This is a genomic window from Streptomyces sp. NBC_01689 (assembly GCF_036250675.1).
Taxonomy (GTDB): Bacteria; Actinomycetota; Actinomycetes; order Streptomycetales; family Streptomycetaceae; genus Streptomyces.
Map to the genome: position 1 here is coordinate 5,452,356 of NZ_CP109592.1, position 25,421 is coordinate 5,477,776.

Sequence of the window (25,421 nt, forward strand, 5' to 3'; positions counted from 1 at the left end):
AGTCCCTTCCCTCGTTGCGTACGCGCGGTGTGCCCGTACGGTTGGGCTTCGTACGGCCACGAAGCTACAGCTACCCCTAAGAACGCCAAGAGGGGTGCCGAAGGTTCCGGCTGTCTTTACTTTCTTTACCTTCGCGTCGAGCGGGGCCCGCGCGAAAAGTGGGTGACGTGGACCGGACATCCGGGGGACCATGAACCCATGTCCGGTCCCTATGTCATCCGCGGCTCCGTCTCCCTGCCCGAGGCCGAGCTCATGTGGCGTTTCTCCCGGTCCGGCGGGCCGGGCGGACAGCACGTCAACACCACCGACTCGCAGGTCGAGCTGCGGTTCGACCTCGCGAAGACCGAGGCGCTGCCCCCGGTCTGGAAGGAGCGGGCGCTCGCCAAGCTGGCCGGGCGGCTCGTCGACGGCGTGATCAGCGTGCGCTCCTCGGAGCACCGTTCGCAGTGGCGCAACCGCGAGACCGCGGCCGTACGGCTCGCCTCCCTCCTCGCCGAGGCGACGGTGCCGCCCAAGCCGCGCCGGGCCACCCGTATCCCCCGGGGCATCAACGAGCGACGGCTGCGGGAGAAGAAGCAGCGCTCGGACACCAAGCGCGGGCGCTCCGGGCGCGACTGGGGATGAGCTCGCGCGCCGTGGACCGCCGCCCCGGCGGCCGCCGCGCGAAACGCCCGGCACCGTACGCGTATTGAGCGACGGGCCGAGTCGACCACTCGTGGCTACGCTCGGGGAATGGACGGAAATGAGGACAGAGCGCATCTGGAGTGGTGGGCCAACCGATCGAGCTGCCTGGCACGGATCCCCGTCCGGCTGGCCGCCGGGCCCGGCTCACGGGCGTGGGAAGCCGTCGTCTCGCCGCCGCTGGACAGGGGCGCGCGGGAGGACATGCAGTTCCTGATCGAGGCCAGCCCGTACTTCACCCTTCGCTTCGGCGACGATTCCGTGACCGAGGTCGAGGTGGAGCGGGCGGGAGACCCCGGCCGGCTGCGGCTGAGCGCCGTGCCGGAGGCCTGACGTCCCGTCCGGCGCCCGCGGTCCCGTCGGTCCACCGACGGAACGAAGGACCGCGGGCCCGGCGGGGCGAGGCGGCGGATGAGCGACAGCGAATTCCGAAGGGGAACCGCGAGAACCGCGAGAACCCTGAGAACGACGCCGGGACGGGCCGGAAAACGGGCCGGAACGCGGACGGGAACACGTCCCGGAACACCCCCCGGAATGCGAAAGCGAATCAATTCGAAGGCGCCGCGACGAGCCGCGTGACGAACGGCGCGACGACCCGCGCAAGGGGCCCGCGACGACTCGCGCGGAAGGATCGCGCGACGAACGGCGTAGGGGACGGCAACGAATTCCGCACCGGGCGATACGCATCGCGTCGCGGCCGTCCGCGGGCCGTCGCCCACCGCGTGCCCGGCCCGCCCGCGGAGGCCACGACGCCGCCCAGGAGGCCTGACCCGGGCTCAGCCGGGCGGACTCCGGCGGGATCGGGAATCCCGGCGGCCTGCTGACGACGGCCGCCGACCGGGTGCGGCGCCGTGTCCGGGGCGGTCCCCGACGATCTGTCAGGGCCCGGCACGGCGGCGGGAGGCCCGTGGAGGCGCTCCTCGCGGCCGGCGCCGGAGGGTGATCTCCGGCGGACCGTCAGCCCAATTGGCGGTAGCGCCCCTTGAAGTGCACCAGCGGCCCCCCGTCGGCGCTGGGCACCGACGCCGTCAGCACCCGCCCGACGACGAGGGTGTGGTCACCGGCGGTGACCCGCTGCTCGGTGCGGCACTCCAGGGTCGCCAGGGCGCCGCCCACCAGGGGCGCCCCGGCCGCCTCGCCGCGCGTGTACGGGATGTCCTCGAAGAGCAGACGGTCGCTGATGCGGCCCTTCATGGCGAAGCGGCCCGCGATGTGGCGCTGGCTCTCGGCGAGCACGGAGACGCCCCACAGGGGCTGCTCGTCGAGGAGGTCGTCCATGCGGGAGCCCTCGCGCAGGCTGACGAGCACCAGCGGCGGGTCCAGGGAGACGGACACGAACGCCGTCGCCGTCATGCCGACGTCCTCGCCGCCGGGGCCCTCCGGATCCAGCGCGGGCTCGTGCGCGGTCACCAGGACCACGCCCGCGGCCAGCCGGGACATGGCCGCGCGGAACTCGTCGTTGCTCACCCCCTCAGCATGCACGGAGGGAGCGGAGGGAACGGCAGGGGGAGTGTTCAGCACGCCGAAACGCTAGTCTCCGACCCGGGACGTCCACATCGGACCTCGGGCCGAGCCAGGTCCTAGGTCCCAGGACGGACACAACCGCTCACAGTGTCTGCACGGCATCTAAATATGTGTTCAGTTAACACACGGGGAAAATGCAGAAACCCCACTCAATTGTTCATCTTACGCTGTGACTTGAGTCACAGGTGCCATATTTTGTTGACCCTGTGTACCGAGTGGGCAGCGCGCTGTGATTCAGTGGCGGGGAAGCCATGCAGGAAGCTACCAACCAGTACGCGTAAGAGAACCCAGGTACAGGGAACCGGTACAGAGAACCAGGTACGCCGAAGACAACCCTGGAGTTGCTGCGAGGTCTCGAGGGGAGGGCGAATGGATACCGAGTCGGAGCCCTACGTCCGTCTTGCGACCCTGCGGCAGCTGCATCAGGTGATGGCGGACATGAACACCGCGCGGAGCCTCGCGGACACGCTGCAGACCGTCGCCGACGGCGTGGTCACGGGCCTCGGCTACGAGCTGGCGTGCGTCAATCTCGTACGCCCCGACGGCGACCTCGTGGCCGCCGCGCTCGCCGGCAACTCCGCCGCCGAGGCGCTCATCACCGGCCGGGTCGGCTCCCGCGCCTCCTGGGACCGCCGGCTCGCCATGGGCGAGGCCTGGGGCGATCTGCGTTTCATACCGCACACCGAGGGCTGGGTCCTCGACGACGACGACGTACCGCAGTGGTACACCGACGGCCCCGCGCCCCGCTTCGAGGACGAGTGGCACCCCTCCGACCGCCTCTTCGCGCCGATGTACACCCCCGGCGTCGGCGGCAACACGGGCGAACTGATCGGCGTCCTGTCGGTGGACCGGCCGCGCAACGGGCGGCAGCCCGGCGCCTGGGGCCGCGAAGCCCTGCAGATGTACGCCTTCCAGGCCGCGATAGCCATCAGCAACGCGCGTCTGCGGGCCAACATGCAGCGCGCCCTGGTCCGCCTGGAGCGCGAGCAGCAGGCCCTGCGCGCCAGCGAGGAGAGCTTCCGCCAGGCCTTCGAGTACGCGCCCTCGGGCATGGCCATCGCCGAGATGGGCGGCGACCAGCACGGCCGCATCCTGCGCACCAACGACGCCCTGTGCCGTCTGCTCGGCCGCCCCGCCTCCGCGATGCGCCGCTACTCGTTCTCCGACCTCGTGCACCCCGAGGACATCGGCACCCTGCTGCGCACCTCGGCCGAGGGCGGCCGCGCCGAGCTCAGGCTCGGGCGCCGCGACGGCACCTACGTGTGGGTCTCGCTGCGCAACTCCGTCGTCGCGGACGCCGCCGACGGCCCGCGCTTCCTGCTCACGCACGTCGAGGACATAGAGGAGCGCAAGCGCCGCGAGCTGCAGCTCGCCCACCGCGCCTCGCACGACTCGCTCACCGGCCTGCCGAACTCGGCGGAGCTGCGCTCCCGCCTCGGCGCCCGGCTGTGCCAGCGCCCGCAGGCCCTGCAGCCCGGCGCGGTCGAGTCGCTGGACGCCGCCTACGGTCACGGACCGTACGCGGAGCAGCCGGCCGAGCACGGCGCCTTCGACGGGCACGCCGCGGCGCACGGCTTCGACTTCCGGCCGGGCACGGCGGCGTACGACGCCTTCGACCACCATGTGCACACCGTCGCGCCCGAGGGTGAGACGGACGACGGGGCCAAGGGGCTCGCGGTGCTCTTCTGCGACCTGGACGGCTTCAAGTCGATCAACGACCGGTTCGGTCACAACGCGGGCGACGCCGTGCTCATCGAGGTCGCCCGGCGCCTGACCAACGGCGTCCGCGACGGCGACACGGTCGCCCGGCTCGGCGGTGACGAGTTCGTGGTGCTCGCCGACGGCCTCGGCCGGGCGGACGCCGCGGACCTCGCCGTACGGCTGCGGAACGCGATCATCCCGCCGATCCGGGTCGACGGCCGGGCGGTCCGGGTGGGCGCCAGCTTCGGCATCGGATGGGCACACTGCGGCATGACGGCGGACGAGGTCTTGAAATCCGCTGACGAACGGATGTACGTGGAGAAACGTTCTCGTCCCAAACAGCATCGGCGTGCCGGATAAGTCACAGGTCAGTGGGTTGATGCGGTGAAGGCCACCCGTTTGGCCCCCTGGGAGCGGGTAGGCTCGCCCTTCACGTGCTTCATTTCGTGGACCGCATCTGTACCGCACCTGTTGAGGAGTACCTAGGGATGACGCCCGGCAGCAACGGCGCGAGCACGCCCGAGGACGACGACCCGTTCGGCTACCTGTACGCCGACGGTCAGGCCAACGGCGCCACCCCGCCCAGCGGAGGCGGCGGCTACGGCTACCCGGGCTCGGTCAACCGGGTGCGAGCGGTCGGCGAACGCCAGTACGGACAGCAGCAGAACGGTTACGGCCAGCAGCAGGCCGCCGCGCCCACCGCGCCCTACGGCCAGGCTCCGCAGCAGGGTGCGTACGGTCAGCCGGCCGCCTACGGCCAGCCCACCCAGCAGCAGCCCGGCTACGGCCGTCCGAACGCGCACCACTCGGCGCCCGAGACGGCCCCCGGCGGTGCGCCCGCCTCCCGGCAGTCGGCCGGCGGCGGCCGCGGTCGCGGCCCCAACACCAAGGGCCTCCTGATCGGCGCGATCGCCGTCGTCGCGGCCGTCGTCATCGGCATCGGCATCGCGATGATGGGCGGCGACTCGAACGACGGCAAGAGCGACGACGCGGCGGGCTCGTCCCCGCAGGCCTCGCAGAGCGCCTCGGCGAGCGCGTCGGCCAGTGAGCCGGGCGGTTCCGAGGCGGAGCTGCCGAAGATCGACGCGAAGGCGCTGAACCTGGGCGCCGGTGTCTCCACGGCGTCGGACGTCCCGGGCGCCAAGTCCGACGGCGGCACCTATGTCAGCGGCCTCAACGCACCCGGGGCGCAGGTCACCTGGACCGTGAACGGCATCCCCGAGAACGGCGACTACACCCTCTTCGCGCGCTACAGCACGGCCGGCGCCGACGCGAAGATGACGCTCACGATCAACGGGAAGGTGTTCGGCAGCAAGCTGAACATGACCAACTTCACGGGCGCGGCCGACGGTGACTTCGCGAAGGGCTGGACGAAGACCTACGCGTATCCCACCCTCACCAAGGGCACCAACACGATCTCCATCTCCTGCGGGGACGGCGACAGTTGCAACGTCCTGCTCGACCAGCTCTCGCTGAAAAAGGGTCAGGTCAAGAACTAGGTCGTGTCCGCAGAGTCTCGTCCGCCCGGACCGGGCGGCGGGACGCGGACCGGCCCCCTGTGCGGCCGCTGCCGCGTGACGGCGCTCACGCGGCCGTCGCGTCCTCCGTCACCGCGATCCGGTCCGCCAGTGCCTCGTACGCCTGACGGTCGAACTCGCCCGCCACCGGGGCGAGTACGGTCGCCGCGGACAGGGCGACGGCCCGCGCCAGGCGTTCCGGCCAGGGCAGGTTCTCCACCAGGCCCGACAGCAGGCCCGCGACCGCCGAGTCGCCCGCGCCCGTCGGATTGCCGCGCATCTGGCCGGGCGGGGCGGCCCGCCACAGGCCCTCCGGGGTGCGGGCGAGCAGACCGCGTGCGCCCAGGGAGGCCACCACGGCGTGCGCGCCGCGCCTGCGGGCGTCCCGGGTGGCCAGCAACGGCTCGTGGGAGCCGGTGAGTTCGGCCAGCTCGTCGGCGTTCGGCTTGACGATGTCGGGGCGGGCGGCGACCCCCCGGCGCAGCGGCTCGCCGCTGGTGTCGAGCAGGACGGGGACGGCCGCCGCGCGGGCCGCGCGAACCAGCCCCGCGTACGCGCCCACCGGCACCCCCGGTGGCAGGCTGCCGCAGAGGGCCACCGCCGAGGCGGAGCGCAGCAGATGCCCGTACGTCTCCTGGAAGGCCGCCCACTCCGCGGGGGTTACCTCCGGGCCGGGTTCGTTGAGCTGCGTGGTGTCGCCCGAGGCCGTGTCGACCACGGCTATCGTGCGGCGCGTCGGGCCGGACACCGGGACCAGCGCGTCCACCAGGCCCGCGCAGCCGGTGAGTTGCTCCCGGAGGGAGCGGCCGGTGACCCCGCCCGAGAAGCCCGTGACCGTCACCCGGTGGCCGAGCGCGGCGAGCACCCGGGCCACGTTCAGCCCCTTGCCGCCCGGGCGTTCGGTCACCTCGCTCACCCGGTGCGAGGAGTGCGGCCGCAGGGCCCGTACGCGGTAGGTGATGTCGACCGCGGTGTTCAGTGTGACCGTGAGGATCACCTGCGCCGACCTCCCCCGATGTGCTTGCCGACAGTTCCGGAGGCACGATCATGCCAAACGCGACGGCGGTCGGCCCAGTCCCCCGGGCCGACCGCCGCGTGACAACAAAGGGATGTATCAGCCCAGTTGGGGATCGACCACCCATTCGCCCCGGCGCATCACGCCCTTGAGGGCGAACTCCGCGTCGAGGACCACCAGGTCGGCGTCCTTGCCCGGCTCCAGCGAGCCCACCCGGTCGTACGCGCCGAGCAGCCTGGCCGGGTTGGCGGAGAGGGCCGCGACGACGTCCTCGACGGGCAGCCGGTCGACGGTGACCGCCCGCTGGAAGGCGCGGTCCAGGGTGAGCGTGGAGCCCGCGATCGAGCCGCCCTCCACCAGGCGCGCGACCCCCTCGCTGACCTCGACCTCCAGCGGGCCGAGCAGATAGCGGCCGTCGCCGAAGCCCGCCGCGTCCATGGCGTCGGTGATGAACGCCACCCGGTCCGCGCCCGCGTGATGGAACGCCAGCTGGAGGGCGGCCGGGTGGAGATGGGTCCCGTCGTTGATCAGCTCGACGGTGATCCGCTCGTCCTCCAGGAGGGCGGTGATGGGCCCCGGGGTGCGGTGGCCGAGCGGGGGCATCGCGTTGAACAGGTGCGTGGCCACGGTCGCGCCCGCGTCGATGGCCTCCACCGTCTGCTCGTACGTCGCGTCGGTGTGCCCGATGGCCGCGATCACCCCGTGCTCTGCCAGCAGGCGCACGGAGTCGAGACCGCCCGGCAGTTCGGTGGCGAGGGTGACCATCCGGGCCCGGCCGCGCGCGGCGTCGATCAGCTTGCGGACCTCGGCCGGGTCCGGGTCGCGCAGCAGCTCCTCGGAGTGCGCGCCCTTGCGGCACGGCGAGATGAACGGGCCCTCGAAGTGGATGCCCGCGATGTCGCCCTGCTCGGCCAGCTCGGAGAGCAGTCCGGCGCGCTGCGCCAGTCCGTCCATGTCGCCGGTCACGGTCGAGGCGACGACCGTGGTGGTGCCGTGCAGCCGGTGCGTGTGCACGCCCCGCAGGACCTCCTCCACGGTGCCGGAGGTGAAGGAGGCGCCGCCGCCGCCGTGGTTGTGCAGGTCGACGAAGCCGGGGACGAGCCAGTGGCCCGACAGATCGGTGACCGGGGTGTCCTCGCCGGCGCTCCCGGCGATGCGCGTGCCGTCGACGATCACGCGTCCGCCGTCCACGACTCCGGTGGGCAGGACCACCCTGGCACCGGAGAGAACCTTGCTAGGGGCCATCAGGTGGTTACCTCCGAGCGGTCGGTGAGGGGAGTTTCGAGCAGGTCCCAGGCGAGCAGGCCCGCGCCCAGGCAGCCGGCCGTGTCCCCGAGGGCCGCGGGGACGAGCGACGGCAGCTTCTGGAAGGTGACGCGCCGTTCCACGGCGGCCCGCAGGGGCGTGAACAGGGTGTCCCCGGCCTCGGCGAGCCCGCCGCCGATGATCAGGGTGCGCGGGTCGAGCAGGGTGAGCGCGGTGACGAGTCCGTCGGCGAGCGCGTCGACGGCGTCCTGCCAGACCCGTACGGCCCGCGGGTCCCCCGACTCCACGGCCTTCGCGCAGTCCGCCGCGTCGGCGTCGGGTGATCCGGAGGCCTCCGCCCAGGCCTGGCTCACGGCCGCCGCGGACGCGTACCGCTCCAGGCAGCCGTGCTGTCCGCAGGGGCACGGGGTGCCCTGGGGGCGTACGACGATGTGGCCGATCTCGCCGGCGAAGCCGTGCGCGCCCGCCTCGACCGTGCCGCCGATGCCGATGGCGCCCGCGATGCCGGTGCCGAGCGGGACGAACAGGAAACGGTCGGCCCCCCGTCCGGCGCCGATCCGGCCCTCCGCGAGGCCGCCGGTGCGCACGTCGTGTCCGAGGGCCACCGGCACCCCGCCCAGCCGCTCGCCGAGCAGCCGGCGCAGCGGTACGTCGCGCCAGCCGAGGTTCGCCGAGTAGACGGCGGTGCCGCTGTCCGCGTCGACGATGCCGGGGACGGCGACCCCGGCGGCCGTCGCGGGGGTCCCGAAGTGCCGCTCGCCGTGGGCGCGCAGCTCGGCCGCGAAGTCGAGGATCGCGTCGACCACGGCGTCCGGGCCGCGTTCCCGGCCGGTGGCGCGGCGGGCCTGGTGGAGCAGCTCGCCCGCCGGCCCGACCAGGGCGGCCTTCATCCCGGTGCCGCCCACATCGAGGGCGATGACATGTCTCACGGGGACAGTCTCGCCCCTTACCCCAGGAGAGGTCTAGTCCACTCACGTGGTGTAGACCTTGTATCCGCATTCCGAGACGGATGCAATGGACGCAGAAGCAAAGACGGCAACACGGCGCAGGGGCGGGAGACGACAGGGTGCAGCGACGGAGGACAGGACTGGTCGCGGCGGTGTCCGCGCTGGGTATGACAGCGACCCTCGCGGGCTGCGGCAGCTCGGACGGGTCCGGGGACGTGACCCTCGAACTCGTGGCCGCCGACTACGGCGACTCCACGGCCAACACCTCCCAGAAGTACTGGGACACGCTGGTCAAGGGGTACGAGAAGGCTCACCCGGGGGTGCGTGTCGACGTCACCGTCTACCCCTGGACCGACGTCGACCGCAAGGTCCGCGAGCGGGTGGCGGCGGGCAGGGCGCCCGACATGGCCCAGATCGGCGCGTACGCCGACTACGCCGCCAGGGACCAGCTCTACAGCGCCGATCAGGTGCTCTCCATACCGGTCCAGGCCGACTTCGTCTCCCAGCTCACCGAGGCGGGGCAGATGAACCGGGTGCAGTACGGGATGCCGTTCGCGGCCTCCACCCGGCTGCTGTTCTTCAACAAGAAGCTCTTCGCCGACGCCGGCCTCACCCCGCCGCAGAGCTGGAGCGAGCTCGCGGCCGACGCGAGCGTCCTCAAGTCGCGGGGCGTGAAGTTCCCGTACGCGCTGCCGCTGGGCCCGGAGGAGGCGCAGGCGGAGACCATGCAGTGGCTGCTGAGCGGCGGCGACGGTTACACGGACGACGTCGGCACGTACCACCTCGACTCGACGGAGAACGTCGACACCCTCAGCTGGCTCAAGAACGAACTGGTCGGCAAGGGACTCACCGGACCCGTCGCACCTGCCAAGCTCAACCGTGGAGACGCTTTCGCGGCGTTCGCCCGGGGCGAGGTCGGGATGCTCAACGGGCACCCCACGCTGATGAAGGCGGCGGCCGACAAGGGCGTGAAGTTCGGCATGGTGCCGATGCCGGGTGTCGACGGCCGGGCGAAGGCGACGATGGGTGTCGCCGACTGGATGATGGCGTTCAAGCACAACGGGCACCGGGAGCAGATCGGCTCGTTCCTGGACTACGTCTACAGCGAGAAGAACGTGCTCGCGTTCTCCCACGAGTACGACCTGCTGCCGGTGACGACGTCCGCGTCCCAGGCGATGAGCGCGGACGCGCACGACAAGGATCTCGCCCCGTTCCTCGACGAGCTGCCCTCCTCGCGGCTCTACCCGGTCGGCAAGACCTCCTGGGCATCCGTCAGCGCGGACATCAAGCAGGACATCGGCAAGGCGGTCGCCCCGGGGGGCAGCCCGGCCGGAGTGCTGGGCGAGCTGCAGCGGACGGCGACGATCAGGGACAGCCGGGACTGATGGGCCGGGGCCCGGTCCCGGCCGGATTGGCGGGGACCGGGCCGACGGGCCGACGGTCGGGCGGGTGTCGGTGGCGGGGGCTACCGTGCTTCTCATGACGGCCATGGAGGAGCTCGGGACGCGGGAGCGGGCGGTTCTCGCCATGGAGCGGCGGGGGTTCGCCGGGCCCGGGGCGAAGGAGCGGGCGATACGGGAGCAGCTGGGGCTGGCGCCGGTGCGTTATTACCAGCTTCTCAACGCGCTGCTCGACGATCCGCGGGCGCTGGCGCACGATCCGGTCACGGTGAACCGGTTGCGGCGGGTCCGGGAGGCCCGCCGCGACGACCGCTGACCCGGCGGAGGCGGAAGGCCGGTGGGGGGTCGGCCGCGCCGATAGGGTCGGCGCATGGGCAGTCATGCGGAATCCCCGGAACACCCCGAGACCACGGACACCGTCCCCACGCCGGCGACCCCCACGGGAAGGGACGGACTGCGGGCCATCCTCACGCACCCCGCCCGAACCGTGATCGCGCTCGACTTCGACGGAACCCTCGCCCCCATCGTCCCCGACCCGGAACAGGCCCGGGCCCACCCCGGCGCGGTCCCCGCCCTCGCGGCCCTCGCCCCGAAGGTCGCCTCCGTCGCGGTCGTCACGGGCCGGCCCGCCGGGGTCGCGGTGCGCCACGGCGGCTTCGCGGGGGTGCCGGGACTGGACCACCTCGTCGTCCTCGGCCACTACGGCGCCGAGCGCTGGGACGCCCGCACCGGCACCGTCAGCGCCCCCGCCCCCCATCCGGGCGTGGCCGCCGTCCGCGCCGAACTGCCGGGGGTCCTCGACCGGGCCGGCGCCTGGCACGGCACCTGGGTCGAGGAGAAGGGCCGCGCGGTCGCCGTCCACACCCGCCGCGCCGCGGACCCGCAGGCCGCCTTCGAGTCCCTGCGTGAACCCCTCGCCGACCTCGCCACCCGGCACGGCCTGATCGTCGAACCGGGCCGGATGGTCCTGGAACTGCGTCCGCCGGGCATGGACAAGGGCGTCGCCCTCCTGGAGTACGTCCGCGAGGTCGGCGCCGAGGCCGTCCTCTACGCGGGCGACGACCTCGGCGACCTGCCCGCCTTCGCCGCCGTCGACAAACTCCGCTCGGACGGCGTCCCGGGACTGCTGGTGTGCAGCGGCAGTTCGGAGGTCGCGGAACTCGCCGAACGCGCCGACCTGGTGGTCGACGGCCCCGCCGGAGTCGTCGGGCTGCTGAGGTCCCTGGCCGAGCGCCTGGACCGGTAGTCCCGGCCCGCCGCACCCCGGTCCGCCGCACCCCGAAGCGAGTCCGCGGCCCGGGATGCGGCGGCTCCGGCGGTCTCAGTCCTCCAGCGCGCGCAACTGCTCCAGGAACCACTGCGCCGGGGGCAGGGCCGTCGCCGCCGCGGCGAGCCGCTTCGTGCGCTCGGCCCGTTCACCGGCCGGCAGGGACAGCGCCTCGTGCAGGGCCCGCGCCGTGCCGACCACGTCGTACGGGTTGACCGGGACCGCGTCCTCGCCCAGTTCCTCGTACGCCCCGGCCTCCCGGGACAGCACCAGCACGCACCCCTCGTCGGAGACGACGGGCACCTCCTTGGCGACGAGGTTCATGCCGTCCCGGATGGGGTTGACGAGGGCCACGTCGGCGAGCCGGTAGGCGGCCAGCGAGCGGGCGAAGTCGTCCTTGACGTGAAGCACCACCGGGGTCCAGCCCGGCGTCCCGTACTCGGAGTTGATCTCCTCCGCCAGGGTCTGCACGGCGGCCGTGTAGTCCCGGTAGACCGCCAGGTCTTGGCGGGAGGGGTAGGCGAAGGCCACGTGGACCACCCGCTCCCGCCACTCGGGCCGGTCCGCCAGGAGCTGCCGGTACGCCAGCAGTCCCCGCACGATGTTCTTCGACAGCTCGGTGCGGTCCACCCGTACGATCGCCCGGCGGGCGCGGCCGTCGGGGCCCTCGCCGATCTGTGCGCGCAGCGCGGCCATCCGCTCGGCGACGTCCGGCTCGTGGGAGCGTCCGCGCAGGAAGTCCGCGTCCGCGCCGAGCCCGTGCACACCGACCCGGGTGTCGCCGAGTCCGCCGACGAGCGCCTCGCAGCAGGCGGTGAACGCGTCCGCCCAGCGGCGCGTCAGGAAGCCCAGCCGGTCCGCGCCGAGCATGCCGCGCAGCACCTGCCCGGCGATGTCGTCGGGCAGCATCCGGAAGTAGTCGACCGGCGCCCACGGGGTGTGCGAGAAGTGGCCGATGCGCAGGTCGGGCCGGAGTTCCCGGAGCATGCCCGGGACCAGGGTCAGGTGGTAGTCCTGCACGATCACCACGGCGCCCTCGGCCGCCTCGTCCGCCAGGGCCCGGGCGAACGCGCCGTTGTAGGCCTCGTACGATGCCCACTGACGGCGGAACTCCTGGTCGAAGACCGGCTCCAGCGGCGTCTGGTACAGCATGTGGTGGACGAACCACAGGACGGAGTTCGCGATGCCGTTGTACGCGTCGGCGTGCACCGCGGCGTCGACGTCCAGCATCCGCACGCCGTCCTCGCCCACCCCGCGCCGGACCGCCTCGCGGTCACCCTCGCCGAGCGCCGAGCACACCCACAGCGCGCCCGCGTCCGGCCCGATCGCGGAGAGCCCCGACACCAGCCCGCCCCCGCCGCGCCTGGCCTGGAGCGAGCCGTCCTCGCCCACCTCGTAGGAGACCGGTCCGCGGTTGGACGCGACGAGGATCCGGTGGGTGCCGTGCGGTGAAGCCGTTGAAGCCATGCCTCGAAACCTAGCCCGGCACCGAAACGCTCAAACGTTCCCGTCGGCCGTATGCGACGAAGGACACGCGCCGGCGGGCGGTGGGACCCGTCGGGCCTCCCACCGCCCCCTCACCAGGGGCGCGGTTCACGCGGCCCTGCGTTCCACGTACTCGGAGATTTCGGCCATCGGGGGGCGTTCCTCCGTGTCCACCGAGTACGTGCGCGGCTCGAAACCGTCCTCGCCCCGCTCGAACTGGGTGAGGGACGGCCGGACGAGATGACCACGGGCCAGCCGGAGCTGCGCCGTGCGGTAGATCGCGGCGGACATCCGGCCCAGCGCCTGCCCGTCCTGGTGCCGGTGGATGCGCTGGCCCACGTCGACCTGGGCCAGCGCGTCGAGACCCACCAGGTGCAGGGCGTCGACGAGCATGCCCAGTTCCACGCCGTACCCGACGGGGAAGGGCAGCCGCTCCAGCAGCGAGCGGCGGGCCGCGTACTCACCGCCGAGCGGCTGGACGAAGCCGGCCAGCTGCGGCCAGTGCATGTTCAGCAGCGGTCGGGCCATGAGCTCCGTGACCCGGCCGCCCTGGCCCGCGGCGCCGGCCAGCGGACGGTCGTACATCCCCTTGACGAGGTGCACGCCAGGATCGGTGAGCAGCGGGCCCACGATCCCGGAGACGAAGTCCGACGAGAACTCCCTCAGGTCCGCGTCGATGAAACAGACGATGTCCCCGCTCGTCACGAGGAGCGACCGCCACAGGACCTCGCCCTTGCCGGGTACGGCCGGGATGCGGGGCAGGATCTCGTCCCGGTGCACGACGCGCGCGCCCGCCGCGGCGGCCACCGCCGAGGTGCGGTCGGTCGAGCCCGAGTCGACGACGACGATCTCGTCGACGAGGGGCACCCGGCGCATCAGGTCCGCACGGATGGCGGCGACGATCTCGCCGACCGTCTCCTCCTCGTTCAGCGCGGGCAGCACGACGCTCACCGTGGAGCCCGAGGCACGTTTGGCGGACATGATCCGGTGGAGCGGGCGATCGGCCACGGACCAGGAGCGTGTGCCCAGCCAGCGCTCGACTTCCTTCAGCACGGTCTGCGGCTCCTCACTGTCTGATCACCCGGTCTCTCACGGTGTGATCCATCTCGCGGTTCGGACGACTATCTCAACTGTCCTGGCCTTCGGTTACAGTCTTGAACAACGCGGATGACCATCGCATGTCGTAGATCGTCCCGGACTGAAGACCAACAACCGAATACCGCTCATCCAGAGGGGCAGAGGGAAACGGCCCGATGAAGCCCCGGCAACCCTCCAGCCGGTCTCGTACCGATCATCACCGATCGCGTCGCGGGGCTCCCGGCTCGGGAAGGTGCCAAATCCGTCTCACGGCGAAGTGCGTCGTGAGGAAGATGAGGAGAAAGGGCCTCGCCTCCATGGCTGCGCAGACTGTCGCAAGCACTCCGGACACCGCGAACTCCACCGCCCCGGCCGCTTCCACCGGATCCGCCGGAACCGTCGATCTCGGTCCCGCCACGGCGCTCTCCTGCCGCGAATGCGGCCACCGGGTACCGCTCGGCCCGGTCTTCGCCTGCGAGGAGTGTTTCGGACCGCTCGAGATCGCCTACGACTTCTCGGCCTACGACACCGAAGAACTCCGGGCGCGCATCGAGTCCGGCCCCGCCAGCATCTGGCGCTACGCGCCGCTGCTCCCCGTTCCGGCCGACGTCGCCGACAAGCCGAACATCAACCCGGGCTGGACCAGGCTCGTCAAGGCAGACAACCTCGCCCGCGAGCTGGGGGTCGACCCCGGCCGGCTCTTCGTCAAGGACGACTCCGGCAACCCGACGCACTCCTTCAAGGACCGCGTCGTCGCGCAGGCCATCGAGGCCGCCCGCGCCTTCGGCTTCACCACCCTCTCCTGCTCCTCGACCGGCAACCTGGCCGGCGCGGTGGGTGCCGCCGCCGCCCGCGCCGGCTTCCGCTCCTGCGTGTTCATCCCGCACGACCTGGAGCAGGGCAAGGTCGTCATGGCCGCGGTCTACGGCGGCGAGCTCGTCGGCATCGAGGGCAACTACGACGACGTGAACCGCTTCTGCTCCGAGCTGATCGGCGACCCGGCCGGTGAGGGCTGGGGCTTCGTCAACGTCAACCTGCGCCCGTACTACGCGGAGGGCTCCAAGACCCTCGCGTACGAGATCTGCGAACAGCTCGGCTGGCGGCTCCCCGACCAGCTCGTCGTGCCGATCGCCTCCGGCTCCCAGCTGACGAAGGTCGACAAGGGGCTGCAGGAGCTGATCAGGCTCGGGCTCGTCGAGGACCGGCCCTACAAGATCTTCGGCGCGCAGGCCGAGGGCTGTTCGCCGGTGTCCGTCGCCTACAAGGCCGGCCACGACGTCGTACGGCCGCAGAAGCCGGACACCATCGCCAAGTCGCTCGCCATCGGCAACCCGGCGGACGGCCCGTACGTGCTGGACATCGCGCGCCGGACGGGCGGGGCCGTGGAGGACGTGAACGACGAGCAGGTGGTCGACGCGATCAAGCTGCTGGCCCGCACCGAGGGGATCTTCGCCGAGACCGCCGGCGGTGTGACGGTCGGCGTGACCAGGAAGCTCATCGAGAACGGGCTGCTCGACCCGACGCTCACCACGGTCGTGCTGAACACCGGCGACGGCCTGAAGACGCTGGACGCGGTGGCGGGCACGGGACTGACCGCGACCATCCGGCCGAGCCTGGACTCCTTCCGCGAGGCCGGTCTCGCGTAGCCGTCCGGCCGGGGAGGCCGCTCTCCGGCCACGGGCCCCCGGGAGGCCGGCCGCGCGGTTCCGCGCGCCCCTGCCGGGGTGCTCTCCAGTCGTACGCCACCATCCGACCGGGAGGTCACCGCATGAGCGTCAACGTCCGCATCCCCACCATCCTGCGCACCTACACCGGCGGCCGGTCCGAGGTGACCGCCGAGGGCGGCACCCTCGGCGAGGTGATCTCCGACCTGGAGAAGAACCACACGGGCATCGCCGCGCGCGTGCTGGACGACGAGGGCAGGCTGCGCCGGTTCGTCAACGTGTACGTGAACGACGACGACGTCCGTTTCGAACAGGGCCTGGAGACGGCGACGCCGGACGGCGCGGGCGTCTCGATCATCCCGGCCGTCGCCGGAGGCTGACGCCGGTTACCCACGGTGAGATCATTACCGTGGGTAATGCCAATCACCGAGAGTTCATCGAATTGCCCCCTCCGTGAGAGAAGCGGAGGGGGCAATTCTGTAGGGTTGAGCGCGGTACGATTGGGGAACCCGCCGCGTTTTCCATGCCGGGTGCATATGAGTTCACGTCCGGCCTGCGGTAAGAAGTAGCCAAAGTGACCGGCGTTTTTGAGCCTTATGTGGCGTTTATGGGGCCCGAGTTGCCCTGAATCTTCGCTGATCCTCCCTATATTCCCGATCGGCCGTGCCCAGAATTCTCGTCCGATTGACCTGTTGCAGACGGCAGTTGGACAGATACATTCAGCCGCGGTCGACGCGTTCCGGCGCACACCCCCAACCGTTGGGGGGTGGAGGTCTGACCCGGGTCCGCGAAGTGCGGTCCTGTGCAAGGGCCAGTAATAGGGGAGTTAGGCATGGCTCAGGGCACCGTCAAGTGGTTCAACGCGGAGAAGGGGTACGGCTTCATCGCGGTCGACGGTGGTGCGGATGTTTTCGTCCACTACAGCGCGATTCAGATGGACGGCTACCGCACCCTGGAAGAGGGTCAGCGGGTCGATTTCGAGATCTCGCAGGGCCAGAAGGGGCCGCAGGCGGACATGGTCCGGCTCGCGACCGGCTGAAGCACGCGCCGACTGACTGTTCGACGTGACGAAGGGCTCGTATCCCCCTGGGGTGCGAGCCCTTCGGTATGTCCGCGAGTCCGCGCCCTCGGCGGGCCGGTGTGTCCGGATGCCCGTGCCCCGGTGCGTGCGCGTGCCCCCGCGAGGCCTCCGGCCCTCACCGGCGGGGCCCTCCGGGAGGCCGCCGTGCCGCCCGTGTTCACCTGGGGATCCTCCCGAGTCGCTTGCACTCGGCAGGGGCGAGTGCTAATCATTGCGTTAGCACTCTGAAGGTGAGAGTGATAACGAAGGACCGGGTCGGTGAGGCCCGCAGGCCAGGTGGTGCAAGGAACCACCGGGGCAGGCAGGCCGTCCGTCGCGGGCGCCAGCGCGGTCCGGAGCAATCCACCCCAGTCCGGGAGGACCACTTCACATGGCCAAGATCATCGCGTTCGACGAGGAGGCACGGCGCGGTCTCGAGCGCGGGATGAACCAGCTCGCCGACGCCGTCAAGGTCACCCTTGGCCCCAAGGGCCGCAACGTCGTCCTCGAGAAGAAGTGGGGCGCCCCCACGATCACCAACGATGGTGTCTCCATCGCCAAGGAGATCGAGCTCGAGGACCCGTACGAGAAGATCGGCGCCGAGCTGGTCAAGGAAGTCGCCAAGAAGACGGACGACGTCGCCGGCGACGGAACGACCACCGCGACCGTGCTCGCCCAGGCGCTCGTCCGCGAGGGCCTGCGCAACGTGGCCGCCGGCGCCAACCCGATGGCCCTCAAGCGCGGCATCGAGAAGGCCGTCGAGGCCGTCTCCGGCGCCCTGCTCGAGCAGGCCAAGGATGTCGAGACCAAGGAGCAGATCGCTTCCACGGCCTCCATCTCCGCCGCCGACACCCAGATCGGCGAGCTCATCGCCGAGGCGATGGACAAGGTCGGCAAGGAAGGCGTCATCACCGTCGAGGAGTCCCAGACCTTCGGTCTGGAGCTGGAGCTCACCGAGGGTATGCGCTTCGACAAGGGCTACATCTCGGCGTACTTCGCCACCGACATGGAGCGGATGGAGGCGTCGCTCGACGACCCGTACATCCTCATCGCCAACTCCAAGATCGGCAACGTCAAGGACCTGCTCCCGCTCCTGGAGAAGGTCATGCAGTCGGGCAAGCCGCTGCTGATCATCGCCGAGGACGTCGAGGGCGAGGCCCTGTCGACCCTGGTCGTCAACAAGATCCGTGGCACCTTCAAGTCCGTCGCCGTCAAGGCCCCGGGCTTCGGTGACCGCCGCAAGGCCATGCTCGGCGACATCGCCATCCTCACGGGCGGCGAGGTCATCTCCGAGGAGGTCGGCCTCAAGCTGGAGAACGCGGGTCTGGACCTGCTGGGCCGCGCCCGCAAGGTCGTCATCACCAAGGACGAGACCACGATCGTCGACGGCTCCGGCTCCGCCGACCAGGTCGCCGGCCGTGTGAACCAGATCCGTGCCGAGATCGAGAACTCGGACTCGGACTACGACCGCGAGAAGCTCCAGGAGCGTCTGGCGAAGCTGGCCGGCGGCGTGGCCGTCATCAAGGCCGGTGCCGCCACCGAGGTCGAGCTCAAGGAGCGCAAGCACCGCATCGAGGACGCCGTCCGCAACGCGAAGGCGGCCGTCGAGGAGGGCATCGTCGCCGGTGGTGGCGTGGCCCTGCTCCAGGCCTCCTCGGTCTTCGAGAAGCTCGAGCTCACGGGTGACGAGGCGACCGGCGCCAACGCCGTGAAGCTCGCCCTGGAGGCCCCGCTCAAGCAGATCGCCGTCAACGGTGGTCTCGAGGGTGGCGTCATCGTCGAGAAGGTGCGCAACCTTCCCGTCGGCCACGGCCTGAACGCCGCGACCGGTGAGTACGTCGACATGATCGCCGAAGGCATCATCGACCCGGCGAAGGTCACGCGTTCCGCGCTGCAGAACGCCGCCTCCATCGCCGCGCTGTTCCTCACCACCGAGGCCGTCATCGCCGACAAGCCGGAGAAGGCCGCCGCGGCCGCTCCGGGCGGCATGCCGGGCGGTGACATGGACTTCTGATCCGCCTCCGGCTGATCACTGTCCTGACGTTCCGAGGGCGGTACCCCCTTCTTCCAGGGGGTGCCGCCCTCGGGCGTGTCCGGGGTCACAGAACACCCCGGAGGGCGCCGGAATGTCGCGCCGGACCGGGCGGTTGAGGGGACGGGTGGTCGATGCGCATGCACATACCGTGCGGAATGCCCGTCAACAGGCCACCGACGACCGAACGACCTCTCCGAGGAGCCCCCTACGTGACTGCCAACGCCGCCTCCCGCGCCGCAGAGATCCTGTCCCGCCCCGTCTCCCTGAACGGTCTGACCGTCCCGAACCGGATCGTGATGGCACCGATGACCCGGCAGTTCTCGCCGGGCGGTGTTCCGGGCGAGGACGTCGTCGGGTACTACGCCCGCCGCGCCGCCGCGGGTGTCGGCCTCATCGTCACCGAGGGCACGTACGTCGGCCACGATTCCGCCGGGCAGAGCGACCGGGTGCCGCGCTTCCACGGCGAGGAGCAGCTCGCGGGCTGGACGAAGGTCGCGGACGCGGTGCACGCGGCGGGCGGCACGATCGTGCCGCAGCTGTGGCACATCGGCATGGTGCGCGAGGCCGGCCAGCCCCCGTACGCCGACGCCCCGGCGGTCGGCCCGTCCGGTCTGACCACCGAGGGCGCCGAGGTCACCGGCAGGGCCATGACCCAGCAGGACCTGGACGACGTCATCGAGGCCTTCGCGAAGGCCGCGGCCGACGCGGAGCGCATCGGCTTCGACGGTGTCGAGCTGCACGGCGCCCACGGCTATCTGCTCGACCAGTTCCTGTGGTCCGGCACCAACCGCCGTACCGACGCGTACGGCGGCGACCCGGTGGCCCGGGCCAGGTTCTCGGCGGAGATCACGGCCGCGGTCCGCGCCGCGGTCTCGCCGGACTTCCCGGTCCTCTTCCGCTACTCGCAGTGGAAGCAGCAGGCGTACGACGCCCGGCTCGCGGAGACCCCGGAGGAGCTGGAGGCGATCCTGGCCCCGCTGGCCGAGGCCGGTGTGGACGTCTTCCACGCCTCCACCCGCCGCTACTGGCTCCCGGAGTTCGACGGCTCCGACCTGAACCTCGCGGGCTGGACGAAGAAGCTGACGGGCAAGCCGGCCATCAGCGTCGGATCGGTCGGCCTGGACGGCGAGTTCCTGAAGGCCTTCCAGGGCGAGGGTTCCTCCGTCCGGGGCATCGACGACCTCCTCGACCGCCTGGAGCGCGACGAGTTCGACCTCGTCGCCGTCGGCCGCGCGCTGCTCCAGGACCCCGAGTGGGCGGCGAAGGTCCTCGCGGGCCGCTTCGACGAGCTGAAGCCGTACGACGCGGCGGCCCTGCGCACGCTCAGCTGACCTCCGGGCCCGACGCCCGGCCGCCCGCCCGACCCGGGGCCCGGCTCTTGGTCCGCGGCTCCGGGTCCGCCCACAGGATTCGCCCACGGGGCGCCCGCCCGCGGGCTCTCCCGGTCCCCGTACCGCCCGGTCCGGTCCCGCCTTCGGGTGAGGGCCGGCCGGCGGCGGGGAGCAGGCCGCGGATCCGCCGGACGGCCGGGCCGGGGCCGACGCGTGCCGGGCCCGCGCCTTTCGCGGGCCGGAACCGGCCGCCTTTCAGGGGCCGGGCCGGGGCAGGCGGGTGGGTGGAGCGGCGTGGCCGGCGACGGTTCGCGCGCGGTTTCGTACCGTGGGCGGGGTCGATGCGCCGAGCCGTCAGTGAGGGGTCACCCATGACGACAGCCGAGTCCTCCGAGCGGGCCGCCGGGTTGGCCGGGCCCGTGGTGCGTACCGCGAGCGGCGCCGTGCGCGGCCGCCGCGAGGACGGCCTGACCGTCTTCCGCGGCATCCCGTTCGCGCGGCCCCCCGTCGGTGCGGCGCGGTTCGCCGCACCGCGTCCGCCACGGGCCTGGGACGGCACCCGGGAGGCGTACTCCTTCGGCCCGCCGCCCCCGCAGGAGACACCGGGCCCGGACCGCACCGGTGTGCCGGCCGGCCCGGCGGGCGACGACTGGCTGACCGTGAACGTCTGGACCCCCGACCCCGACCCGGCCGCGCGCCGCCCGGTGATGGTGTGGATCTACGGGGGCGCCTACAAGATGGGCCACGCCGGCAGCCCCGGCTACGACGCCCGGCTCATCGCCCGCGACGGTGATCTCGTCGTCGTCACCCTCAACTACCGCGTCGGGGTCGAGGGTTTCGCCCGGATCGAGGGGGCGCCCGCCAACCGGGGCCTGCTCGACCAGGTCGCCGCCCTGGAGTGGGTGCGCGAGAACATCCCGGCGTTCGGCGGCGATCCCGGACAGGTCACCGTCTTCGGCGAGTCCGCCGGTGCCGGTTCGGTGGCGTCGCTGCTGGCCATGCCCCGTGCCGCCGGGCTGTTCCGGCGGGCGATCGCGCAGTCCGTGCCGGGCCCGTTCTTCTCGGACGAGCTGGCCCGGGACATCGCGTCGGCCATCGCCGCCGAGGCGGGGCTGCGCCCGACCGCCGCCGACCTGGCCGCCGTGGATCCGCGCCGGCTGCCCCAGGCGGGGGCGGCGGTGGGCGCCGGTATGCGGGCCCGTGAGGAACGCTGGGGACCGGTCGCCCACACGCTGACGCCCTTCTCACCGGTGGTCGACGGCGAGGTGCTGCCGGTCACGCCCTGGCAGGCGCTGGCGGCCGGGGCCGCGCGGGACGTGGAACTGGTCACCGGGCACAACCGGGACGAGTTCCGGCTGTTCATGGTGCTCGGCGGCTCCCTCGGGAGGGTCACCGACGAGGACGCCACGGCCGCCCTGCGCAGGTTCGCACCGGGCCCGGACGGCGCACGGGCCTACCGTGCGGCCTACCCCGGCGCCTCGCCCGGTGAGCTGTACGAACGCGTCCACACCGACTGGCTGTTCGCCATGCCCTCCCTGCACCTGGCGGAGGCGCAGCTCACCGGCGGCGGCCGGGCGCACCTCTACGAACTGGCCTGGCCGGCCCCGGGCGGTGACGGTGTGCTGGGCGCCTGCCACGGCCTGGACGTCCCGCTGCTGTTCGGCACGTTCGGCGCGGACCTCGGCGCGCTGGTGTTCGCCGGTGCCGGGCCCACACCGGAGGCGCTGGCCCTCTCGTCGCTGCTGCGCACGTCCTGGACGGCGTTCGCGAGAACGGGTGACCCGGGCTGGCCGGCGTACGGGCCCGAGCGGCGTCTGACGCAGGTCCTCGACGCCGATCCGGTGGTCACCGGCTATCCCGGGGAGACGGCGCGCGGACTGTGGGAGGGGTACGGCTTCCCGGCGCTGCCCCTGCTGGGGTGAGCGCCCGGCGTACCACGGCCGCGGGGCCGGGCGGGGGCGGGGCCGTCGGCCGGGCCCCGACCCGGGAAGCGGACGGTCGGCCCGGCCAGGCCGCGCACCCGGCCGGCTACAGGTTCCCCATCGGTTCGATGTCGACCTTGACGGGTGTGCCCCAGATGCGCAGGACCTCGTAGTCCGTGAACTCGTGGACCAGGCGGTAGGCCATGCCCGGCCGGGGGGTACGGCGCTCCGCGGCGAGATAGCGCTCGGCCTCCTGACGGTCGCGGCGCGGGGTGCCGCACAGCGTCCAGGCCTGTCCCGTCCACACCTCCGGGAGCCAGCGCTGCTGGGGCTGGGGGCGGTCGGCGCGCACGCCGTACCGGGACATCGTGCGCTCGGGGGTCTCGCCCGGGCCGGCCGGCCGGGCGGTCCCGTACGCGTCGTTGACCTCGGTGCGGCGGGCGGTGCGGCGGCGTGTCTCGCAGAGCAGACAGAGGTCGGGGGCGCCCTCGTCCACCGGGCCGTTCGGGTGCTCGGCGCAGCGGGTCGTGGGCACCGCCGTGGTGACCGTCTCCTCCAGCAGGTCCAGGGCCCGCTTGAGGTCGGCCTTGACCTCGTGCAGCTTCGCGTCGGGGGTGTCGGCGTTCAGCGCGTCGCCGTGCTCGCCGAGGACGCGCAGGGCCCGGCCGAGGGCGGTCAGCTGTGCGTGGTTCATGCGTCCACCCTGCCACGCCGCACCGACAATCCCGTGGGGCCGGGGCGACGGGCACTGGTCAGTGCGGTGCCGCCGCGAGGGCGGCGCGCAGGTGGCCGTCGCTCTCCGTCAGGAGACGGGCGGCCGTCGGCCCGTCGACGCCGCCGAGGAGGACGAGGACGGCGTTCTTGACCTCTCCGCCGGTGGCCGTGAGGGCCCGTTCGATCTCCTCGTCGGGGGCACCGGTCGCCAGCGCGACGATGCGCCGGGAGCGGGCGCGGAGCTTCTCGTTGGAGGCCCGGACGTCGACCATCAGGTTCCCGTACGTCTTGCCGAGCCGGATCATGGTGATCGTCGAGAACATGTTGAGGACGAGTTTCTGGGCCGTGCCCGCCTTCAGCCGGGTGGAGCCGGTCAGCAGTTCCGGGCCGACGACGATCTCGATGCCGTGCTCGGCGGCGGCCGCGAGCGCGCTGCCCGCGTTGCAGGACAGGCCGACGGTCAACGCGCCGCGTGTGCGGGCGTGTTCGACGGCGCCGACGGCGTACGGGGTGCGGCCGGAGGCGGAGATGCCGACCACCGTGTCGTCGGGGGTCAGGGAGAGCGCGTCCAGGTCGGCCGCCGCCAGCTCCCTGGAGTCCTCGGCGCCCTCTACCGAGGTGACCATGGCGCCGGGGCCGCCCGCGATCAGGCCCACGACCTCGGACGGGTCGGTGTTGAAGGTGGGCGGGCACTCGGAGGCGTCGAGGATGCCCAGGCGGCCGGCGGTGCCCGCGCCCGCGTAGATCAGCCGGCCGCCGCGGGACATCCGCTCCGCGATGCCGTCGATCGCCGCGGCGATGAGGGGGAGCCGCTCCGCGACGGCCGCCGGCACGGTCGCGTCCTCGGTGTTCATGAGCTTCGCGATCTCCAGCGTCGGCAGCCGGTCGATCTCGGAGAGTTCGGGGCGGAACGCCTCGGTGGTCAGCGTCTCCAGCTCGGCACGGAGATCGTGGTGGCTGGAGGAGGCGTCGGCGGTGGAGGTCATGTGGAGCGGCTCTTTCCGGTGCGGGGTGACAAGGGGGTGCCGTTTCGGGGGTGCTGGGGCGGTGGTGTGCGCGGCCCGTCCGCGGGGGCGGGCCGGGCGCGGGCGGCGCGGGGCTCCCGTACGGGTCCCGGCCGGTTCCGGTCTCCGGTGGCGCGCTACCGCGCGCGCCTGCGGGGGGTGTGCCGGTGGGCCAGTGCCTCGTACGACGCGGCCAGCGCGGGCGCCGCCGTCTCGTAGGTCCGCTGCGCGACCCCCACGAACAGGCAGTCGACCACCAGCAGCTGGCTGGTGCGCGAGGACATCGCCGCCGGGCGCAGTTCGCTCTCGCGGGCCGTGGAGGTGGTGAGGATGTGGTCCGCGTACTGCGTCACGGGTCCGTCGGGGCGGCCGGTGATCGCGATCGTGGTCGCCCCTCGCTCGAAGGCGACCCGGAGCGGTTCGATGACGTCGCCGGTGGAGCCGGAGTGGGTGATCGCGACGGCCACGTCCTTGGCGCGCAGCTGCACCGCGTTGGTGACGGCGAGGTGCGGGTCGCTGTGCGGGTGGGCTATCAGCCCGATGCGCAGGAGCTTCTGGGCGAGGTCCTGGGCGACGAGACCGGACGCGCCGACCCCGTAGATGTCGATGCGGCGGGCGGTGGCGAGGGCGGCGACGGCCGCGCCGAGCTGGACGGTGTCGAGCCCGGCCGCGGTGTCGGCGAGGGTCTGCTGCTCGTCGTAGGCGAGCTTGGCGACGACGTCGGCGATCGGGTCGTCGACCGCTATGTCGGCGGTGACCGCGGGGGCGCGGCCCGACTGCTGCTGGGCGGCGAGGCCCGCGAGCGCGAGGCGCAGGTCGCGGTAGCCGGGGTAGCCCAGGAGGCGGGCGGTGCGTACGACCGTCGCCTCGCTGGTGCCGGTGAGCTCGGCGAGGCCGGTGACCGTGAGGGACGCGCAGCCGGCCGGGTCCGCGGCGACGGCCTCGGCGACCCGCTGCATGGAGCGGGTCATCGACGGCGCCAGGGTCCGCACCTTGGCCGCGAGGGCGGCGGGAGCGGGCGGGGCCTCACCGGCGAAAATTTCCTTCACTTCTTGAGTCACCTCTGAAAGATATTTTCTGCTGGGGTATCCGGTCAAGAGTGCGCACAATGGGTGCATGCCCCCCCACAGTGATCCCATCAGCCCGTTGGAGCAGGCGTTGCACGCGGCCCGCGCTCTCGTCCTGGCCGACCTGGTCGCCGGAGAGGTCGCCGAGGCGGACGTCGTCTCGCTCGTCGAGGACTCGGTGGTGCAGCGCCGCTGGTGGGTCGAGCAGTGGCCGGAGGGCGTCGGCTATGTCGCCGGGCTGGTCGCGCAGGACGTCCAGGACGCGCTCCTGGAGCGGTACGGGCGGTGGCCGCTGTGCCCGGTCTGCGGTTCCGGGGACCCGCACGCGCTCGACGTCGAGCCCGAGTTGGGGCCCGACCCGCACTGGGTGTGCCACAAGGCCGGGGTGAAGGTCGCGTCGGTGGGCACCCTGGCATCGGCCGCGGGCGACGGCCCTTCCTCGTGACCGTCTACATCGATCCGCCCACCTGGCCGGGGCACGGCCGCCTCTGGTCGCACCTGATCAGCGATCTCTCGTACGAGGAACTGCACCGGTTCGCGGACGCCCTCGGTGTCCCGGCGCGTGCCTTCGAACGCGACCACTACGACCTCCCGGCCCATCGTTACGCGGACGCCGTGCGCGCCGGGGCGATGGAGGTCGACAGCCGCGAGGTGGTGCGGCTGCTGCACGGGGCGGGGTTGCGCCGGCGCAAGCACGCGGGCCGGCGAGCACCCGGGCCGGCGTGAGCCCGCGGTCACCCGCGT

General features: G+C 72.4%; 24 protein-coding genes and 1 riboswitch. Of the genes, 15 read left to right on the top strand and 9 right to left on the bottom strand.

The genetic code is table 11. From position 1 onward, the window contains the following. Nucleotides 1-198: 198 nt before the first annotated feature. Together arfB and OG776_RS23260 are read left to right on the top strand one after the other, a co-directional pair. Complete coding sequence (arfB, locus tag OG776_RS23255; RefSeq protein ID WP_148009032.1) at nucleotides 199-624, top strand: alternative ribosome rescue aminoacyl-tRNA hydrolase ArfB; 426 nt, start codon at nucleotides 199-201, stop codon at nucleotides 622-624. A gap of 108 nt (nucleotides 625-732) precedes the next feature. Next, entirely contained in the window at nucleotides 733-1,014 is a 282-nt protein-coding gene (locus OG776_RS23260) for a hypothetical protein (protein WP_148009031.1), read from the top strand. Between the two features lie 624 nt (nucleotides 1,015-1,638). On the opposite strand, the gene OG776_RS23265 is transcribed toward OG776_RS23260, so the two are convergent. Continuing rightward, nucleotides 1,639-2,202 carry a flavin reductase family protein gene (locus OG776_RS23265; RefSeq protein ID WP_148009030.1) on the bottom strand — a complete coding sequence of 188 codons (564 nt, stop codon included), beginning with the start codon at nucleotides 2,200-2,202 and terminating at the stop codon, nucleotides 1,639-1,641. Between the two features lie 372 nt (nucleotides 2,203-2,574). On the opposite strand from OG776_RS23265, the gene cdgB reads away from it, so the two are divergent. Then, nucleotides 2,575-4,266, top strand: coding sequence for a diguanylate cyclase CdgB (gene cdgB, locus OG776_RS23270; RefSeq protein ID WP_148009029.1), 1,692 nt, complete (start codon nucleotides 2,575-2,577; stop codon nucleotides 4,264-4,266). 128 nt (nucleotides 4,267-4,394) lie between these two features. Next, nucleotides 4,395-5,405 carry a carbohydrate-binding protein gene (locus OG776_RS23275; RefSeq protein ID WP_148009028.1) on the top strand — a complete coding sequence of 337 codons (1,011 nt, stop codon included), beginning with the start codon at nucleotides 4,395-4,397 and terminating at the stop codon, nucleotides 5,403-5,405. Nucleotides 5,406-5,490: 85 nt separating this feature from the next. On the opposite strand, the gene OG776_RS23280 is transcribed toward OG776_RS23275, so the two are convergent. From OG776_RS23280 to OG776_RS23290, 3 genes are all read right to left on the bottom strand, one after another. Further along, on the bottom strand, nucleotides 5,491-6,420 hold the full coding sequence (locus OG776_RS23280; RefSeq protein WP_329322487.1) for a 1-phosphofructokinase family hexose kinase: 930 nt from the start codon (nucleotides 6,418-6,420) through the stop codon (nucleotides 5,491-5,493). Between the two features lie 117 nt (nucleotides 6,421-6,537). Beyond that, entirely contained in the window at nucleotides 6,538-7,683 is a 1,146-nt protein-coding gene (gene nagA / locus OG776_RS23285) for an N-acetylglucosamine-6-phosphate deacetylase (RefSeq protein ID WP_148009026.1), read from the bottom strand. After that, nucleotides 7,683-8,633 carry an ROK family protein gene (locus OG776_RS23290; protein WP_148009025.1) on the bottom strand — a complete coding sequence of 317 codons (951 nt, stop codon included), beginning with the start codon at nucleotides 8,631-8,633 and terminating at the stop codon, nucleotides 7,683-7,685. Before OG776_RS23290 ends, nagA begins: the two co-directional genes overlap by 1 nt. Nucleotides 8,634-8,770: 137 nt before the next feature. On the opposite strand from OG776_RS23290, the gene OG776_RS23295 reads away from it, so the two are divergent. From OG776_RS23295 to otsB, 3 genes are all read left to right on the top strand, one after another. Beyond that, nucleotides 8,771-10,036 (top strand): ABC transporter substrate-binding protein, encoded by a 1,266-nt coding sequence (locus OG776_RS23295; RefSeq protein WP_443077281.1) that lies wholly within the window; start codon nucleotides 8,771-8,773, stop codon nucleotides 10,034-10,036. Between the two features lie 94 nt (nucleotides 10,037-10,130). Continuing rightward, nucleotides 10,131-10,367, top strand: a complete 237-nt coding sequence (locus OG776_RS23300) for a DUF3263 domain-containing protein (RefSeq protein ID WP_384962362.1) — start codon at nucleotides 10,131-10,133, stop codon at nucleotides 10,365-10,367. Nucleotides 10,368-10,421: 54 nt separating this feature from the next. After that, entirely contained in the window at nucleotides 10,422-11,297 is an 876-nt protein-coding gene (gene otsB / locus OG776_RS23305; protein ID WP_329322490.1) for a trehalose-phosphatase, read from the top strand. A 75-nt stretch (nucleotides 11,298-11,372) separates the two neighbouring features. Here otsB and OG776_RS23310 read toward each other — a convergent pair whose 3' ends face one another. Beyond that, on the bottom strand, nucleotides 11,373-12,785 hold the full coding sequence (locus OG776_RS23310) for an alpha,alpha-trehalose-phosphate synthase (UDP-forming) (RefSeq protein WP_329322491.1): 1,413 nt from the start codon (nucleotides 12,783-12,785) through the stop codon (nucleotides 11,373-11,375). A 126-nt stretch (nucleotides 12,786-12,911) separates the two neighbouring features. After that, nucleotides 12,912-13,856: a glucosyl-3-phosphoglycerate synthase gene (locus OG776_RS23315; protein ID WP_148009022.1), complete on the bottom strand. Its 945-nt coding sequence runs from the start codon at nucleotides 13,854-13,856 to the stop codon at nucleotides 12,912-12,914. A gap of 167 nt (nucleotides 13,857-14,023) precedes the next feature. Beyond that, nucleotides 14,024-14,180, top strand: a riboswitch (SAM riboswitch). Nucleotides 14,181-14,197: 17 nt separating this feature from the next. On the opposite strand from OG776_RS23315, the gene thrC reads away from it, so the two are divergent. The 6 genes from thrC (at nucleotide 14,198) to OG776_RS23345 (ending at nucleotide 21,892) form a co-directional block, all read left to right on the top strand. Next, a complete protein-coding gene (gene thrC, locus OG776_RS23320; protein ID WP_148009021.1) occupies nucleotides 14,198-15,526 on the top strand; it encodes a threonine synthase in 1,329 nt (442 codons plus the stop codon). Nucleotides 15,527-15,648: 122 nt separating this feature from the next. Beyond that, nucleotides 15,649-15,924 carry a MoaD/ThiS family protein gene (locus tag OG776_RS23325; RefSeq protein ID WP_148009020.1) on the top strand — a complete coding sequence of 92 codons (276 nt, stop codon included), beginning with the start codon at nucleotides 15,649-15,651 and terminating at the stop codon, nucleotides 15,922-15,924. 452 nt (nucleotides 15,925-16,376) lie between these two features. Next, nucleotides 16,377-16,583: a cold-shock protein gene (locus OG776_RS23330; protein WP_007493268.1), complete on the top strand. Its 207-nt coding sequence runs from the start codon at nucleotides 16,377-16,379 to the stop codon at nucleotides 16,581-16,583. A 412-nt stretch (nucleotides 16,584-16,995) separates the two neighbouring features. Then, on the top strand, nucleotides 16,996-18,618 hold the full coding sequence (gene groL / locus OG776_RS23335) for a chaperonin GroEL (RefSeq protein WP_148009019.1): 1,623 nt from the start codon (nucleotides 16,996-16,998) through the stop codon (nucleotides 18,616-18,618). Between the two features lie 176 nt (nucleotides 18,619-18,794). Continuing rightward, nucleotides 18,795-19,970 carry an NADH:flavin oxidoreductase gene (locus OG776_RS23340; protein WP_148009018.1) on the top strand — a complete coding sequence of 392 codons (1,176 nt, stop codon included), beginning with the start codon at nucleotides 18,795-18,797 and terminating at the stop codon, nucleotides 19,968-19,970. Nucleotides 19,971-20,341: 371 nt separating this feature from the next. Further along, nucleotides 20,342-21,892, top strand: a complete 1,551-nt coding sequence (locus OG776_RS23345; protein WP_329322492.1) for a carboxylesterase/lipase family protein — start codon at nucleotides 20,342-20,344, stop codon at nucleotides 21,890-21,892. Nucleotides 21,893-21,998: 106 nt separating this feature from the next. Here the strand turns inward: OG776_RS23345 and OG776_RS23350 are convergent, their stop codons facing one another. The 3 genes from OG776_RS23350 to OG776_RS23360 form a co-directional block, all read right to left on the bottom strand. Beyond that, on the bottom strand, nucleotides 21,999-22,586 hold the full coding sequence (locus OG776_RS23350) for a hypothetical protein (RefSeq protein WP_148009016.1): 588 nt from the start codon (nucleotides 22,584-22,586) through the stop codon (nucleotides 21,999-22,001). Between the two features lie 58 nt (nucleotides 22,587-22,644). Further along, on the bottom strand, nucleotides 22,645-23,592 hold the full coding sequence (gene murQ, locus OG776_RS23355; RefSeq protein WP_148009015.1) for an N-acetylmuramic acid 6-phosphate etherase: 948 nt from the start codon (nucleotides 23,590-23,592) through the stop codon (nucleotides 22,645-22,647). A gap of 155 nt (nucleotides 23,593-23,747) precedes the next feature. Then, nucleotides 23,748-24,671, bottom strand: a complete 924-nt coding sequence (locus OG776_RS23360) for a MurR/RpiR family transcriptional regulator (RefSeq protein WP_148009014.1) — start codon at nucleotides 24,669-24,671, stop codon at nucleotides 23,748-23,750. Between the two features lie 55 nt (nucleotides 24,672-24,726). On the opposite strand from OG776_RS23360, the gene OG776_RS23365 reads away from it, so the two are divergent. Both OG776_RS23365 and OG776_RS23370 read left to right on the top strand, forming a co-directional pair. Then, nucleotides 24,727-25,122, top strand: coding sequence for a hypothetical protein (locus tag OG776_RS23365; protein WP_148009013.1), 396 nt, complete (start codon nucleotides 24,727-24,729; stop codon nucleotides 25,120-25,122). Then, a complete protein-coding gene (locus tag OG776_RS23370) occupies nucleotides 25,119-25,403 on the top strand; it encodes a DUF4031 domain-containing protein (RefSeq protein ID WP_329322493.1) in 285 nt (94 codons plus the stop codon). The genes OG776_RS23365 and OG776_RS23370 overlap by 4 nt, the downstream gene beginning before the upstream one ends. Nucleotides 25,404-25,421: the final 18 nt, after the last annotated feature.